14 protein-coding genes are annotated in these 14,044 nt (G+C 71.2%); 10 read left to right on the forward strand and 4 right to left on the reverse strand.

The genetic code is table 11. The features are described 5' to 3' along the window. Positions 1–68 precede the first annotated feature (68 nt). The 10 genes from OO69_RS02070 to OO69_RS48735 all read left to right on the forward strand — a co-directional run bounded on the left by OO69_RS02070 (position 69) and on the right by OO69_RS48735 (position 10,644). Complete coding sequence (locus tag OO69_RS02070; RefSeq protein WP_051800716.1) at positions 69–1,655, forward strand: ABC transporter substrate-binding protein; 1,587 nt, start codon at positions 69–71, stop codon at positions 1,653–1,655. Beyond that, positions 1,630–2,751 carry an ABC transporter permease gene (locus OO69_RS02075; RefSeq protein ID WP_033278558.1) on the forward strand — a complete coding sequence of 374 codons (1,122 nt, stop codon included), beginning with the start codon at positions 1,630–1,632 and terminating at the stop codon, positions 2,749–2,751. The genes OO69_RS02070 and OO69_RS02075 overlap by 26 nt, the downstream gene beginning before the upstream one ends. Next, complete coding sequence (locus OO69_RS02080; protein ID WP_234444309.1) at positions 2,748–3,650, forward strand: ABC transporter permease; 903 nt, start codon at positions 2,748–2,750, stop codon at positions 3,648–3,650. The genes OO69_RS02075 and OO69_RS02080 overlap by 4 nt, the downstream gene beginning before the upstream one ends. Beyond that, a complete protein-coding gene (locus OO69_RS02085; protein WP_033278560.1) occupies positions 3,647–4,441 on the forward strand; it encodes an ABC transporter ATP-binding protein in 795 nt (264 codons plus the stop codon). The genes OO69_RS02080 and OO69_RS02085 overlap by 4 nt, the downstream gene beginning before the upstream one ends. Then, positions 4,438–5,391 (forward strand): oligopeptide/dipeptide ABC transporter ATP-binding protein, encoded by a 954-nt coding sequence (locus OO69_RS02090; protein ID WP_033278561.1) that lies wholly within the window; start codon positions 4,438–4,440, stop codon positions 5,389–5,391. Before OO69_RS02085 ends, OO69_RS02090 begins: the two co-directional genes overlap by 4 nt. A 363-nt stretch (positions 5,392–5,754) precedes the next feature. Next, positions 5,755–6,903: a M24 family metallopeptidase gene (locus OO69_RS02095; RefSeq protein WP_051800717.1), complete on the forward strand. Its 1,149-nt coding sequence runs from the start codon at positions 5,755–5,757 to the stop codon at positions 6,901–6,903. A 36-nt stretch (positions 6,904–6,939) separates the two neighbouring features. Beyond that, complete coding sequence (locus OO69_RS02100; RefSeq protein WP_033278562.1) at positions 6,940–7,389, forward strand: DUF4440 domain-containing protein; 450 nt, start codon at positions 6,940–6,942, stop codon at positions 7,387–7,389. Between the two features lie 185 nt (positions 7,390–7,574). Continuing rightward, the gene (locus tag OO69_RS49330; protein WP_063744401.1) at positions 7,575–9,263 is read left to right on the forward strand and encodes a protein kinase domain-containing protein; all 1,689 of its coding nucleotides are present in this window, start codon (positions 7,575–7,577) and stop codon (positions 9,261–9,263) included. A gap of 86 nt (positions 9,264–9,349) precedes the next feature. Beyond that, a complete protein-coding gene (locus tag OO69_RS52835; protein WP_234444310.1) occupies positions 9,350–9,790 on the forward strand; it encodes a hypothetical protein in 441 nt (146 codons plus the stop codon). Further along, a complete protein-coding gene (locus OO69_RS48735; protein WP_234444320.1) occupies positions 9,682–10,644 on the forward strand; it encodes a lanthionine synthetase LanC family protein in 963 nt (320 codons plus the stop codon). The genes OO69_RS52835 and OO69_RS48735 overlap by 109 nt, the downstream gene beginning before the upstream one ends. Here the strand turns inward: OO69_RS48735 and OO69_RS02115 are convergent. From OO69_RS02115 to paaI, 4 genes are all read right to left on the reverse strand, one after another. Next, positions 10,641–11,429 (reverse strand): SAM-dependent methyltransferase, encoded by a 789-nt coding sequence (locus OO69_RS02115; RefSeq protein WP_033278563.1) that lies wholly within the window; start codon positions 11,427–11,429, stop codon positions 10,641–10,643. The genes OO69_RS48735 and OO69_RS02115 overlap by 4 nt on opposite strands. A 120-nt stretch (positions 11,430–11,549) precedes the next feature. Beyond that, entirely contained in the window at positions 11,550–12,191 is a 642-nt protein-coding gene (locus OO69_RS02120; RefSeq protein ID WP_051800719.1) for a TetR/AcrR family transcriptional regulator, read from the reverse strand. A 52-nt stretch (positions 12,192–12,243) separates the two neighbouring features. After that, positions 12,244–13,608 (reverse strand): phenylacetate--CoA ligase PaaK, encoded by a 1,365-nt coding sequence (paaK, locus tag OO69_RS02125; protein WP_033278565.1) that lies wholly within the window; start codon positions 13,606–13,608, stop codon positions 12,244–12,246. Next, positions 13,605–14,036, reverse strand: a complete 432-nt coding sequence (paaI, locus tag OO69_RS02130) for a hydroxyphenylacetyl-CoA thioesterase PaaI (protein ID WP_033278566.1) — start codon at positions 14,034–14,036, stop codon at positions 13,605–13,607. The genes paaK and paaI overlap by 4 nt, the downstream gene beginning before the upstream one ends. Positions 14,037–14,044 lie beyond the last annotated feature (8 nt).

The following is a 14,044-nucleotide window of genomic DNA, read 5'->3' on the forward strand; positions in this document are numbered from 1 at the left end:
CCCGCACGCCCGGTCCCGCACGGCCTTCTTCCGCTCCGCCACGCTCTGTCTTGCCCACGGAGGCACGCATGCCCAGATTCAGTGCCGGGTCGTACCCGGTGGCACTCCCGCTCGTCGCGGTCGCGGCGCTCGCCCTGAGCGCCTGCTCCGGCGGTACGAGCGCCTCCGGTTCCTCGGCCGGCAAGACCCTGGTCGTCGACACGTCGTTCAACCTGAAGACCGCCGACCCGGGCCGTGAGTTCGAGCCGACCGGGCAGATCGTGGACAAGGCGCTGTACGAGACGCTGCTGTCCTTCAAGGGCTCCGACGTCACCAAGCCGGTGCCGGGCCTCGCGTCCTCGTACGAGCAGTCGGCGGACGGCAGGACGCTCACCCTGCACCTGCGTGCGGGCGCGAAGTTCGCGGACGGCAGCGCGGTCACCGCCGACGATGTCGTCTTCTCGCTGAACCGGGTGATCGCGCTCAAGGGCAACCCGTCGTTCCTGCTCGACGGCGTCACGGTCACCAAGACCGACGCCTCCACCGTCACCCTGGTGTCGAAGAAGCCGAACCCGGCGCTGCCCTTCATCCTCCCCAACCCCGCGCTCGGCATCCTCAGCGCGAAGACGGTCCAGGCCCACGGCGGCTCGGCGACCGCGACGGACGCGGCGGAGAAGTACCTCAACACGACGTCGGCGGGCTCGGGCCCGTACACGCTCACCTCGTTCAACACGAACACCCAGGTCGTCCTGACCAAGAACCCCAAGTACACGGGCTCCGACAAGCCGACCTACGACAAGATCGTGCTGCGCAACGTCCAGGCCCCCACCCAGAAGCTCAACGTCCAGCGCGGCGACAGCCAGATCGCCCTCGACCTCACCTCCGACCAGGTCAGCGGGCTCGGCGGCGGACTCAAGGTGGACAGCGGGGCGTCCTCGGACGTGATCTTCCTGCTGCTCAACCGGAACACCAAGGTCAGCAGTACGACGGCCAACGCGAAGTTCGCGGAGGCGGTGCGCAAGGGCATCGACTACAAGAGCCTGCTCTCGCTGGCCGGTACCGGTTCCGTCCAGCCCGCCGGGATCATCCCGTCGACCTTCCTCGGCGCGCTGCCCGCCTCCGAGGCCGCGGGCCGCGACCTCGCCGGGGCGAAGGCGGCGCTCAAGGCGAGCGGTATCGCCAAGCCCTCCGTGACCCTCGGCTACGCCAGTGACCTGACCGTCGACGGACTGTCCCTCCAGACCCTCGCCGAACGGGTCCAGGCGCAGCTGAAGGAGGTCGGCATCACGGTCACGCTCGCCCCCGCGCCGACCACCACGGAACTCGACAACTACCGCAACGGAAAAGAGCAGTTGGGCCTCTGGTACTGGGGCCCGGACTACCCGGACCCCAGCGACTACCTGACCTTCCTCCCCGGCGACCTCGTCGGCCTCCGTGCGGGCTGGAAGGCCGGCGCCGACCCCACCCTCACCGCGCTCGGCGACAAGGCGGCGACGACGATCGGCGACGACACCCGCAAGACCCTGTACGAGCAGATCCAGACCCGCATGAACGCCTCCGGCCCCTTCATTCCGCTGATGCAGCCGAGCCGCAACACCGTCTCCGCCGCGTCCGTGACCGGCGTCGCCTACAACCCCGTGTGGACGATCGATGTCGCCGCGCTGGGCGCCAAGTAAGGGAACGGGCGGGAAGAGTACGGGAGTTGAGAGCGGAGGCCGTCCCCTCCCCGGCCGCCGCCGTCTCCTCGCCCGTCACCCCCTCGCCCGTTTCCTCCTCCGCCGTACCGCCACCGCCGTCCTGCTCGCCCTCGGCGTGACCCTGGTGACGTTCATCCTCACCAACCTGGTCCCGGGCGACCCGGCGGCGGCCAACCTCGGCCAGCGGGCCATCGGCGACCCGGCGATCGTCGCCCAGTTCCGCCACCACTACGGCCTCGACAAGCCACTGCCGGTCCAGTACGTCACCTACCTCGGCAACCTCCTCCACGGCGACCTCGGCGAGTCCCAGCAGAGCCACCAGTCCGTCCTCACCGACCTGTCGACGGCCGTCCCCGCCACCCTCGAACTCGCCGGCGCCGCGATCGTCGTCTCCCTGATCCTGGGCGTGGCCTTCGGTGTCGTGGCGGCCCTGCGCCGAGACCGCTTGACCGACCAACTCCTGCGCGTGGTCAGCCTGTTGGGCGTCTCGGTCCCGACCTTCTGGCTGGCCCTGCTCGCCTTCTACATCTTCTTCTACCGCCTCGGCTGGGCTCCCGGCAGCGGCCGCCTCGACCCCGGCATGACAGCCCCACCCCACGTCACGGGCCTCTATACGATCGACGCGGCACTCGCGGGCCAGTGGCCGGTGTTCTGGAGCGCGGTGAGCCATCTCGCCCTGCCCGCACTGGTGTTGACGGCCTACACCGTCGGCCTCCTGACCCGCTTCACCCGCTCCGCCGTCCTGGAGGTCCTCAACCAGGACTACGTCCGTGCCGCCCGCGCCAAGGGGCTCCCCGCCCGCACGGTCCTCTTCCAGTACATCCTCCGCGCGGCCCTCGTCCCCGTCATCACGGTCGCCGGACTGGCCTTCGGCGCCCTCCTCTCCGGCACCGTCCTGGTCGAGTCGATCTTCGCCTGGCCGGGCCTCGGCGCCTACGCCTACCGCAGCGCCACCACCCTCGACCTCCCCGCCGTGATGGGCGTCGGCCTGGTCGTCGGCCTGGTGTACCTGACCGTCAACCTCGCCGTGGACGTCCTGTACGGCGTGATCGACCCGAGGGTGAGGGTCCAGTGAAACGCAGTCCTGACCGGAGTCCCGACGGCGTGGTGAAACGCGGTCTCCTACGACGGCTGCCGCCCGCCTGGCGTCGCCCGCTCGCGGTGACGGGCGGTCTGGTCGCGGTGTTCTGGCTGCTGATCGTGGTCGCCGCCCCGCTGCTCGCCCCGCACGACCCCCTCGCGCAGAACCTGCCCCGGCTGGCTGCCCCCGGCGCCGGACACTGGTTCGGCACGGACGAGTTGGGCCGGGACGTGCTGAGCCGGGTGCTGTACGGCGCCCGGGTCTCCATCCCGCTCGCCCTGCTGCTGGTGGCCATGTCGCTGCTGGTCGGCGGGGTGCTCGGGGCCTGTGCCGGGTTCTTCGGGCGGTGGGTGGACGAGACCGTGATGCGGATCGCGGACCTGGTGTTCGCCTTCCCCACCGTCATCCTGGCTATGGTGGTCGCCGCCGCGCTCGGCGCCAGCCTCCAGAACGCGGTACTGGCCGTCCTGGTCGTCTCCTGGCCGTCGTACGCCCGCGTCACCCGGGGTCTGGTGATGGGCCTGCGGAACCGTGAATTCGTGCTCAGCGGACGGCTGTTGGGCTTCTCGGCCTGGCGGTCCCTGCGCGTGGACATCCTGCCCAACGTGCTCGGGCCGCTGCTCGTCCTGGCCACCCTGGACATCGGCACCGCGACGCTGCTGCTCTCCGGGCTGTCCTTCCTCGGGCTCGGCGCGAAGCCGCCGACCGCCGAGTGGGGCGCGATGGTGGCGGACGGCACGCAGCAGTTCGACAAGTGGTGGATCGGGGTCTTCCCTGGCCTGGCCATCCTCACCGTCGTCCTCGCCTTCAACTTCCTCGGCGACACACTCCGGGATGCCCTCGACCCGGGTACCGCCCGCACGATCGGCGCGGAGAAGGAGCGTGTGGCATGACCGACGGCGACACGGTCGACGTACTGAAGATCAGCGGTCTGACCCTCGACCTGGGCGGCGCTCGCATCCTTGGCGGTGTCGACCTCGCACTCCAACCCGGGCGTATCCACGGGCTCGCGGGGGAGAGCGGTTCGGGCAAGACCATGACCGGTCTTGCCGTGCTCGGTCTGCTGCCGCCGGGTGCGCGGACCGGCGGGCGGATCGAGTTCGAGGGCACCGACCTGCTGACCCTGCCGGCCCGCCAACTGGCCGCGCTGCGCGGTCAGTCGGTGAGCATGGTGTTCCAGGACCCGTCCACCAGCCTGCACCCGATGCTCAGCATCGGCCACCAGCTCACGGACCACCTGCGCCACCACCTGAAGCTCAACCGGAAGGCGGCGAGGGAACGGGCCGCGGACCTGCTGACACAGGTCCGCATCCCCAACCCCCGTGAGGCGCTGGGCCGTTACCCGCACCAGTTCTCCGGCGGGATGCGCCAGCGGATCGCCATCGCCATCGCGCTGGCCTGTGAACCGAAGGTCCTGATCGCCGACGAGCCGACCACCGCGCTCGATGTGACCGTGCAGGCAGGTGTGTTGAGACTGCTGCGCGGCCTCTGCGACGACCTCGGCCTCGCCGTCCTGCTGGTCACCCACGACCTCGGCGTGATGTCCGCGATCGCCGACGAGGTGAGCGTGATGCGCCACGGCCTGGTCGTCGAGACGGGTCCACGGGGCCGCGTCCTCACCGAGCCGCAGCACGAGTACACCCGTCAGCTCCTGGACGCGCTCCCCGGAAGGAGCACCGTATGACCCCCGACCCGACGACCCCTCTCCTCTCGGTGGACGACCTCGTGGTCCAGTACCACCGGCCGGGCGCACCCCCCACCCGGGCCGTCGCCGGGGTCAGCCTTCAGGTGCGGGCGGGTGAAGTCGTGGGCCTGGTAGGGGAGTCGGGCTGCGGCAAGTCGACACTGGCCCGCGCGGTCTGCGGCCTCACCGCACCCGCGGAAGGCCGGATCACCTACGACGGCACCCCGGTACGCCCGCTGCGGGTGCGCCGCCGTGAACTGGCCCTGACCGGGATCCAGATGGTCTTCCAGGACCCGTACGGCTCCCTCAACCCCCGGCGCCGGGTGGGCTCGCAGATCGCCGACGGTATCCGTACGGCGGCCGGGCGGGGCGAGTCGGCGGCCGAACTCGCCACCCCGGAGGACCTGTTGACCCGGGTCGGCCTGCCGGCGAGCGCCGCCGATCGCTACCCCCAGGAGTTCTCCGGCGGCCAACGCCAGCGCATCGCCATCGCCCGCGCACTCGCCGCCCGACCCCGGCTGCTGGTCGGCGACGAACCGATCTCCGCGCTGGACGCCTCCGCTCAGCTCCAAGTGGCCACACTGATGCGGTCGTTGGCCGTCGAGTCGGGTGCCGGGCTGCTGTTCATCAGCCACGACCTGTCCGTCGTACGGCTGATCGCGGACCGGATCGCCGTGATGTACCTCGGCCGGATCGTGGAGACCGGCCCCACCGCCGAGGTCTGGGCGGACCCGCGCCACCCCTACACCCGGGCACTGCTGGCCGCCGTACCGAAACCGGACGGGGCGGGCGTGCTGCCGGCCGAACTCCCCGGCGATGTCCCCGACCCCGCCGACCCGCCGAGCGGCTGCCGCTTCCACCCGCGCTGCCCGCAGGCCTTCGACGGCTGCGACCGGGAGGAGCCGCAGTTGATCGCGGGGGGTGTCGCGTGCCGGTTGTACGCGGCGTGAGCGGGGGTGGGGTGGCGGCGCGGGCGGTGATCCGGGCTGGTGCTGGTGCTGGTGCTGGTGCTGGTGCCGGTCGGGTTGGAGCGGGCTCGCACGTGGCACCGCGCCGCGCCCGTAGCGACGACTTTCACCCGGCACCGATCCGCCCCGGCAACGCCCACAACGCGGGCATCGCTTGATCGCAGCGCTGCCCCCTGACGGTCGCCCACGAGGAGACCGCTGCTCTGCCAAGAGGCGCCACTCCGCAGGGAGTCGGCCACTCCACCGGGACGCGAATGCGGCGCCCCGCCCGCCATCCGCGTGCCCGTAGCCGCCGCCTCACCGGCGCCCCACACTCCAGCACACACCGAACCTCACGGAGACCCGATGCCCGCCGACGACCACCTGAACCACCCCGCCGAACCGCCCGCGAACCTCTACCCGGCCGACCGCCTTCACCGTGCCCAACAGGCCACCGCCCGAGCCGGTCTGGACGCCCTGTTGATCTCGCCCGGCGCGGACCTCCGCTATCTGACCGGCTACGACGCCAAGCCGTTGGAACGGCTGACCTGCCTGGTGCTGCCCGCCGACGGTGACCCCTTCCTCCTCGTACCGGCCCTGGAGGAACTCGCCGCCAAGGCGTCCCCGGCCGGTGACCTGGGCATCGAGATCACCGGCTGGGGCGAGACCGACGACCCCTATGCCCTCGTCGCGGCCCGGCTGCCCGCCGGGACGGCCCGTGTCGGTGTCGACAACCGTATGTGGGCGGAGAAGACCATCGCCTTCCGTGCGCAACTTCCGGGCGCCAGCCAGGAGTTGGCCGGAGCCGTGCTGAACGAGTTGCGGATGCACAAGACCCCGCAGGAGGAAGCCGCTCTGCGTCGCGCCGGTGCGGCCATCGACCGGGTGCACGCCCGCATGGGGGAGTGGCTGCGGGCCGGGCGTACCGAACGCGAGGTCGGCCGGGACATCGCGGACGCGATCATCGCCGAGGGGCACATCCGGGTCGACTTCGTCATCGTCGGCTCCGGCCCGAACAGCGCCAGCCCGCACCACGAACTGTCCGACCGGACGATCTTCGACGGCGACCCGGTGGTGGTCGACATCGGCGGTACGACCCTGGACGGTTACTGCTCCGACTCCACCCGGGTGTACGCGGTGGGCGAGCCGCCCGCCGAGTTCCGCCGCGTCCACGACGTGCTGCTGGGCGCCCAACGTGCCCAGACCGACGCCGTGCGACCGGGCATCACGGCCGGTCAACTCGACGCCGTGGGACGGGACATCATCACCGACGCCGGATACGGCCCGCACTTCATCCACCGCACCGGACACGGCATCGGCCTGGAGAGCCACGAGGAGCCCTACATCGTCACGGGCAATCCGCTCCCGCTCGCCCCGGGCATGGCCTTCTCCGTCGAACCCGGCATCTACCTGCCCGGCCGGTACGGAGCCCGGATCGAGGACATCGTGATCTGCACGGAGGAGGGCGGCGAGCGCCTCAACCGCACACCCCGTGACCTGGTCGTCCTCCCCTGAACCCGCTCCCGCCAGTCACTCACCCGAGGATCCGCCATGCCCGCTCCACCGCCCCCTTCCGCCCGTCCCGCCGCCGACCGCGGTGCCCGCCCGGGTGGCGAGCCCGCCGATCTGGCCGACGTGTGGACGGTGATCACGGGCATGTACGAGGGCTATACGGCCGGTGACCGCGACCGCATCGACGCCTTCCTCGATCCCGAGGCCACCATCTGGGACTCGGCGACCCCCGAACTCATCTGTGGCAGGGCGGAGTTGAACCGCGTCCGGGACGCCCGCCCCACGCCGGACGACGGTCCCGCCGAGACCGGCCTCACGGCGTACGGCCAAGTCGTGGACGTCTTCGGGGACTTGGCCGTGGCCCGCTACTGGCTGCGGGTCGACTTCCGTGCGGCCCCGCCGGAGTCGGCCCGCAACACCGCGGTGCTGCGACGTGCGCACCCCGAAGCGCGGTGGCTCGTCGTGCATCTGCACGAGGACATCCAGTGAATGGGGTGACGGGTGAGGCGCGGGGGTCTGTTCCCTCTACTATGTCGGGGTCCGGTCCGGGCGTGTCGTCCGAGGACTGGTGTCGCATCCCCGCACCCCCGCTGGGCAACGGGGTTGGAGCCCAGCCGAGTTGACCTCACGGTGGATCCGGTGACTGTCGGTTCCACCCAAGGAGGACATGTCCCGTGCTTTCGCTCGATGGTTCCGACCCATCGCACATAGGCCGTTACCGTCTGGTCGGCAGACTCGGCGAGGGCGGGATGGGGAGGGTGTACCTCGCGCGTTCGCCGGGCGGCCGTCCCGCCGCCGTGAAGGTGATCAACGACCACCTGCGCCATGACGAACACGCCCTCAGCCGGTTCCGCCGCGAGGTGGAGACCCTGGGTACGGTCCGCAGCGCGTACACGGCCTCGCTCATCGACGCGGAGCTGGACACGCCGCCGTACTGGCTGGCCACCGAGTATGTGCCGGGGCCCACGCTGCACGCCGCGATCGTGGCCAACGGACCGCTCCCCGCCGACCTGGCCCGGGTCATGCTGGCCGCCCTGGCCGAGGGCCTGGACGCCATCCACGTCCGCGGTGTGTGGCACCGGGACCTCAAGCCGCACAACGTCATCCTCTCCGCCACCGGCCCGCAACTCATCGACTTCGGCATCGCCAGGACCACCGGCACGTCCAACCTGACGCAGGTCGGCGGGGCGATGGGCAGCCCCGGCTTCATCGCGCCGGAGACGATCACGGGTGGCGAGACCGGTCCCGGCGCGGACGTGTTCGCCCTCGGCGCCACGCTGGCGTTCGCCGTCACCGGCCGACCGCCTTACGGGGACGGGCCGTTCGCGGCCGTGTCGTACCGTTCGGTGCACGGCGAGATCGACCTGCGGGGTGTGGACCCCGGCGTCGCCGAGCTGATCGCGGCGTGCGCGCAGAGCGACCCCGCGCTGCGCCCCACTCCGCATCAGATCGTCGAACTCTGTAAGGCCGAGGCCGACCTGGTCCACCATCCCGCTTACCAAAGGGCGCTCGCCGTGGGCTCGTTGACGGATCGTCAGCGTGCCGCGACCGTCGCCGACAACGGGAGCGGCGGGTCGGTCGTCTCCTCGAACGCGATGACGGCCGTAGCCCCGCAGACGGCGGCGGCGTTGGACGGCGGCGCGCGGGAAACCCACGCCGCCACCCTCCTCGCGCCGCACCCGGGCCTCGACACCCCCACGCAGCCTCACGTGGCAGATGTCTACGGCCCCTATCCGGCGGGAACCGGTCCGGCTCCGCACCCGGAGGGCGGTGGCCCTCGCGGCGGGCGCGGACGCCGTGGACTGTGGGCCGTCATCGGCACGGCCGCGCTGGTCGTCGTCGCTGGGTCCGGGCTGTTCCTGTTCAACACCCTCGACGACAAGGGCGACGGCGAGACCAAGGACTCGGCGTCCGGACACGTCACACCGTCCGCCAGTGTCGGCCGGGCCGCCCAGGTGTCGGCCTCCCCGTCCGCGAGCGGAGTGTCGGCGTCTCCAACTTCCTCTGCCTCAGGCGCAGATGACACCAAGTTGCCCGACGCCGTGGTGGTGAAGTCCCCCTTCACGTTCGAGGTCGGGAAGTTCATCCAGACCGTGCGCTCGAAACTGATCATGCAGACGGACGGCAACCTCGTGCTCTACGACACGGCCGGCACGGCCCACTGGGCGAGCCAGACCCAGGGCGCGGGCAACACGGCCGTGTTCCAGGAGGACGGCAACCTCGTGATCTACAACGCCCAGCACCAGTCGGTATGGGCCACCAACACGCAGGCCACCGGCGCCACGCTCAAGGTGCTGGAGGACGGCAACATGGTCATCGCGACGGACGCCGAGGTCATCTGGCAGACCAACACCGCGAGTTGAGGGCCCGGGGTGGTGTGGCGGCGGAAGATCCAACGGTCCGCCGCCGCCCCCTGGGCCGGTCCGGAAGATCATGCGAGGGTGGGCGCATGACGGCACCAGAGGCCACGCTCGTGGCCGTCGACGAGGTCGAGGAACTCGCGGTGGACGGGCTGCGCTGGCTGATCGGCGCGGCACGGGAAACCTCCGGAGGAGGCCTCGCCTGGTCGGGAAAGCCCTCGGACGGCGAACTCACCCCGATGCTCTACAGCGGCACGGCCGGCCACGTCCCCGCACTCCTGGAGGCATGGCGGCACTTCGGCGACGACTCCTACGCCGACGCGGCCCTGCGGGCGGGCCTCGGTCTCGCGGACTCGTCGACGGCATCGAGGACGACTCCCTCTACTTCGGCCGCACCGGAGTGGCCCTCGTCCTGCGGACCCTGCACGAAGAACTCGGGGACACGGCCGCGGGTGCCGCCGCCGACCGCGCGCTGCACCTCGTGCGGTCGCGCTTCGACGGAACCCGCTGGGGCGCGCTGTTCGAGCTGATGGGCGGCAACGCGGGGATCGGCCTCGGCGCCCTCCTGACCGGCGACCCCGAACTGGCCGTCCTGGCCGTGGAGCCCTACCTGCGGACGGCGGAAAAGACTCCGGCGGGCGTCCACTGGCCCCACCGCACGGGCATCGAATCCCGTCTGCACCACATCTCGCACGGCACACTCGGCATCGTCCTGGGCCTCGCCCGGGTCGGCGAGGCGACCGGCCGCGCCGACCTGGTCGACCTCGCGCCGGCCGGTGCCGCGGACGTCGTGTCGCGCGACGAGGCGGGCCCGGAAGGCTTCCTGGTCCGGCACTCCACCCCGCAGTACCGCCCCGACGTGGTCCCGCCCGTCAGCTACGGCTGGTGCCACGGCCCGGCGGGCGACGCCCAGGTCTTCCGGCTCCTGCGGGACCTCACGGCCGACCCCGCCCGGTCCGCCCTCGCCGACCGCTGCTGGCACACGGTCACCCACTCCGGCCTGCCCCAGCGGCTGTACCCCGGCTTCTGGGACAACAACGGCCGCTGCTGCGGCACCGCGGGCGTGCTGGCCCTGGCCTGCGACCGATTCGCGGAACAACGCGACCAGCGGGAACGGCAGGACCCGTACGACTTCGCACGCGTCCTCGTCGCGGACCTGGCAGCCCGTGCCACCCGCGACGGCGACGGCGCCCGCTGGTCGAACGTCGAACACCGGGCCACCCCAAGTGACTTGGAGCCGTTCACGGGCTGGGGGATGGGCAACGCGGGCATCGTCCGTGAACTCCTGCGCTTCGTACGGCTCGGCCGAGGCGGCGATCCGGGCTACGCGTTCACGTGGCCGGACCAGGTACCGGTGAAGGCCCAGGACGCGAGCCGCAGCTAGCGGACCCGCGCCACTGCCGCGTAGATCCCGCTGCCCTCGGGCGCCTCCTCCGGCGTCGGCGGATTCCACTCCGTCGCCGTCACCAGGCCGGGCGGCACCAGTTCGAGGTCGTCGAAGAAGCGGGCCACCTCGGGGCGGGTGCGGAAGCCGAGCTTGATGCCGCCCTTGGCGTACTCGGCGGTGACCTGCGCGGCGAGCTCGGGGTACAGGTCGGACGCGGCGTGCGACAGGACCAGGTAGCTGCCGGACGGCAGGGTCGCGACGAGGTTGCGGACGATGCCGTGGGCGTCCTGCTCGTCCGGGATGAAGTGCATCAGCGCGATCAGCGACAGGGCGATCGGGCGGCTGAAGTCCAGGACGTGGCGGGCGTGTTCGACGATGAGCCCGGGCTCGCGCACATCGGCCTGGATGTAGTCGGTGACCCCGTCGGGGTGACTGACCAGCAGCGCCTCGGCGTGACGCAGGACGATCGGGTCGTAGTCGGTGTAGACGACCTTCGCCGTCGGCACGGTCCGCTGGACGATCTGGTGCAGGTTGGGCGCGGTGGGGATGCCCGTGCCGATGTCCAGGAACTGGTCGATGCCCTGCCCGGCGAGCCAGGTTGCCGCGCGGTGCATGAACTCCCGGTTCTGCCGCGCCGCGTCCTTCGCCTCGGGCGGCAGCTTCTCGCCCACGGCCTCGTCGACCGGGTAGTTGTCCTTGCCGCCCAGCAGCCAGTCGTAGACCCGCGCGGGGTGTGCCTTGCCGGTGTCGATCTGCGGTGACGGCTTGGGGCCGGTCGTCATGGCAACTCCATCGCGGCAGGTGGGAAGGGTGGGCGAGAGGGGCGGGGCGAGCTTCCGATCATCGTACTCGGGGTGCTTCATGTGGCTTGTGGGGGAGGGGAGTTGGGGCGGCCGTACCCGTCAACCCGCCGTACGTCCGTGCAGGCCGTCGAAGAGGATGGTCGTCAGGGCGTCGGCCAGCGTCTGCACGGTCAGGTCGCGGTCGGGGCGGTACCACTCCACGAGGGAGTTGACCGTGCCGAACAGCAGGCGGCTGGCGAGGTGCGGGTCGATGTCCGCCCGTATGCCGCCCTCGGCCGCCGCCCGCGTCATCAACTCCGCGACCCGGTGGTCGAATTCACGGCGCCGGGCCAGCGCCCGCTGCTCCACCTCGCTGTTGCCGTGCAGCCGCAACAGCAAGGTGACGTAGGGCAGTTCGGCGGCCAGCACCTCGACGCTGCGGTGGATGACGCGCTTCATCCCGGCCGTCGCGGTCGTGCCGGAGGCCTTGCCCCGCCGGTCCCCGGCCTCCTCCTCGTCGAGTACGGCGAAGAGGGCGTCCAGGGCGCGGTTGACCGCGAGTTCGAGGAGCTCCTCCTTGCCGGACACATGGTGGTAGATGCTCGACTTGCTGAGGCCCAGGCGCCTGGCCAGTTCCTCCATGCCGGTGCCGTCGTAGCCGCGTTCGTTGAAGACCACGACGGCGACCTCCAGCAGGGAGTCGCGGTCGTAGGCGGGACGGCCGTGGCGGCCGGCCGGGTTCTGCACAGGTGTCCTGGTCACTGGGCCATTGTGACCCGGTCGGCGACCGGGCCGGGCGGAACGGCCTCGGAGGTCACTGGTCCCGCAGATCCTTGACCCGGCGGATCTTGCCCACCGAGCGCTCCAGGGTCTCCGGATCGACGATCTCCACCGCGACGGTCACGCCCACGCCGTCCTTGACGCCCTTGCCGATCGCCGCCGCGGCGGCGTCCCGCTGCTCGGGAGTGGCACCCGGGCGGGCCTCGGCGCGGACCGTCATGTGGTCCATGCGGCCGCGCCTGCTGAGCTGGATCGTGAAGTGCGGGGCGACGGCGGGGGTGCGCAGCAGGATCTCCTCGATCTGGCTGGGGAAGACGTTCACCCCGCGCAGGATGATCATGTCGTCGCAGCGGCCGGTGATCTTCTCGATGCGCCGGAAGGCCGGGCGGGCCGTGCCGGGGAGGAGCCGGGTCAGGTCGCGGGTGCGGTAGCGGATGATCGGCAGCGCCTCCTTGGTGAGGGAGGTGAAGACCAGCTCACCGCTGTCGCCGTCGGGCAGCACCCCGTCGGAGATCGGGTCGACGATCTCCGGGTAGAAGTGGTCCTCCCACACGTGCAGGCCGTCCTTGGTCTCCACGCACTCCTGCGCGACACCCGGGCCGATGACCTCCGACAGGCCGTAGATGTCGACCGCGTGGATGTCCATGCGCTCCTCGATCTCGCGGCGCATCTCCTCCGTCCACGGCTCTGCGCCGAAGATGCCCACCTTGAGGGAGCTGGTGCGCGGGTCTACGCCCTGCCGCTCGAACTCGTCGAGAAGGGTGAGCATGTAGGACGGGGTGACCATGATGATCTCGGGCTTGAAGTCCTGGATGATCTGCACCTGGCGGGCGGTCATGCCGCCGGAGGCGGGGATCACCGTGCAGCCCGCGCGCTCGGCGCCGTAGTGGGCGCCCAGACCACCGGTGAACAACCCATAGCCGTACGACACATGGATCTTGTGGCCGGGTCGGCCACCGGCCGCGCGGATCGAGCGCGCCACCACGTCGGCCCACATGGAAAGGTCGTTCTCCGTGTAGCCGACGACCGTGGGGCGTCCGGTGGTGCCGCTGGACGCGTGGACGCGGCGGACCTGGTCCATGGGGACGGCGAACATACCGAAGGGGTACGTGTCGCGCAGGTCGGCCTTGGTGGTGAACGGGAAGCGGGCCAGGTCTTCCAGGGTGCGGCAGTCGTCGGGTTTGACTCCGGCCTCGTCGAACTTCCTGCGGTACAGCTCCACGTTGTCGTAGGCGTGCCTCAACGTGGCCTGGAGCAGGCCGAGTTGGTGCTCGCGCAGCTCCTCGCGGCTCAGGCGCTCGGCGGCGTCCAGCAACCCGTCGGGGAGCGGCTCCCCGAGGCGCGGACTCACGGGCGGCGAAGCCGGTGGGGCCGCCGGGGCTGTCAGGTCGCTGCTCATGGAGACTCCTTCGTCTTCGCGCTGTTGATCATGCGGCTGCGGCCGCGGAACTCCGCGATCACCTGGTCGCCGCGCACCACGCTCACGTCGTAGATGCCGCTCCGGCCGAACCGGGTGCGCTCCGTCGCCGTGGCCACCAGGACGTCGCCCTCGTGGGCCGGGGCGACGAAGTCGATGTCGGCCGCGGCGGCCACGGTCACCGGGCCGTGGCTGTTGCAGGCACAGGCGAAGGCGGAGTCCGCGAGGAGGAACAGATAACCGCCGTGGGCGATCTTGTGTCCGTTGACCATGGCCGGGGTCACGGTCATACGGAGCACGGCGGTCCCTGCGCCGTGCTCGACGAGCTCCATTCCGAGAGCCCGGGACGCCTCGTCCGCGGCGAACATCCTCGCCGTAGGACCGGAGGCCGTGTCAGCGGCCTGCGTCATTTTCCACC

Origin of the sequence: Streptomyces sp. NRRL F-525 (assembly GCF_000716605.1) — a bacterium.
Classification (GTDB): domain Bacteria; phylum Actinomycetota; class Actinomycetes; order Streptomycetales; family Streptomycetaceae; genus Streptomyces.

Bases quoted from the DNA above. Each gene is read 5' to 3' on its own strand.
- OO69_RS02085 (WP_033278560.1), top strand. From the start codon at position 3,647: ATGACCGACGGCGACACGGTCGACGTACTGAAGATCAGCGGTCTGACC.
- OO69_RS02070 (WP_051800716.1), top strand. From the start codon at position 69: ATGCCCAGATTCAGTGCCGGGTCGTACCCGGTGGCACTCCCGCTCGTC.
- OO69_RS02115 (WP_033278563.1), bottom strand. From the start codon at position 11,429: ATGACGACCGGCCCCAAGCCGTCACCGCAGATCGACACCGGCAAGGCA.
- OO69_RS02090 (WP_033278561.1), top strand. From the start codon at position 4,438: ATGACCCCCGACCCGACGACCCCTCTCCTCTCGGTGGACGACCTCGTG.
- paaK (WP_033278565.1), bottom strand. From the start codon at position 13,608: ATGAGCAGCGACCTGACAGCCCCGGCGGCCCCACCGGCTTCGCCGCCC.
- paaI (WP_033278566.1), bottom strand. From the start codon at position 14,036: ATGACGCAGGCCGCTGACACGGCCTCCGGTCCTACGGCGAGGATGTTC.
- OO69_RS52835 (WP_234444310.1), top strand. From the start codon at position 9,350: ATGACGGCACCAGAGGCCACGCTCGTGGCCGTCGACGAGGTCGAGGAA.
- OO69_RS02075 (WP_033278558.1), top strand. From the start codon at position 1,630: ATGTCGCCGCGCTGGGCGCCAAGTAAGGGAACGGGCGGGAAGAGTACG.
- OO69_RS02095 (WP_051800717.1), top strand. From the start codon at position 5,755: ATGCCCGCCGACGACCACCTGAACCACCCCGCCGAACCGCCCGCGAAC.
- OO69_RS02100 (WP_033278562.1), top strand. From the start codon at position 6,940: ATGCCCGCTCCACCGCCCCCTTCCGCCCGTCCCGCCGCCGACCGCGGT.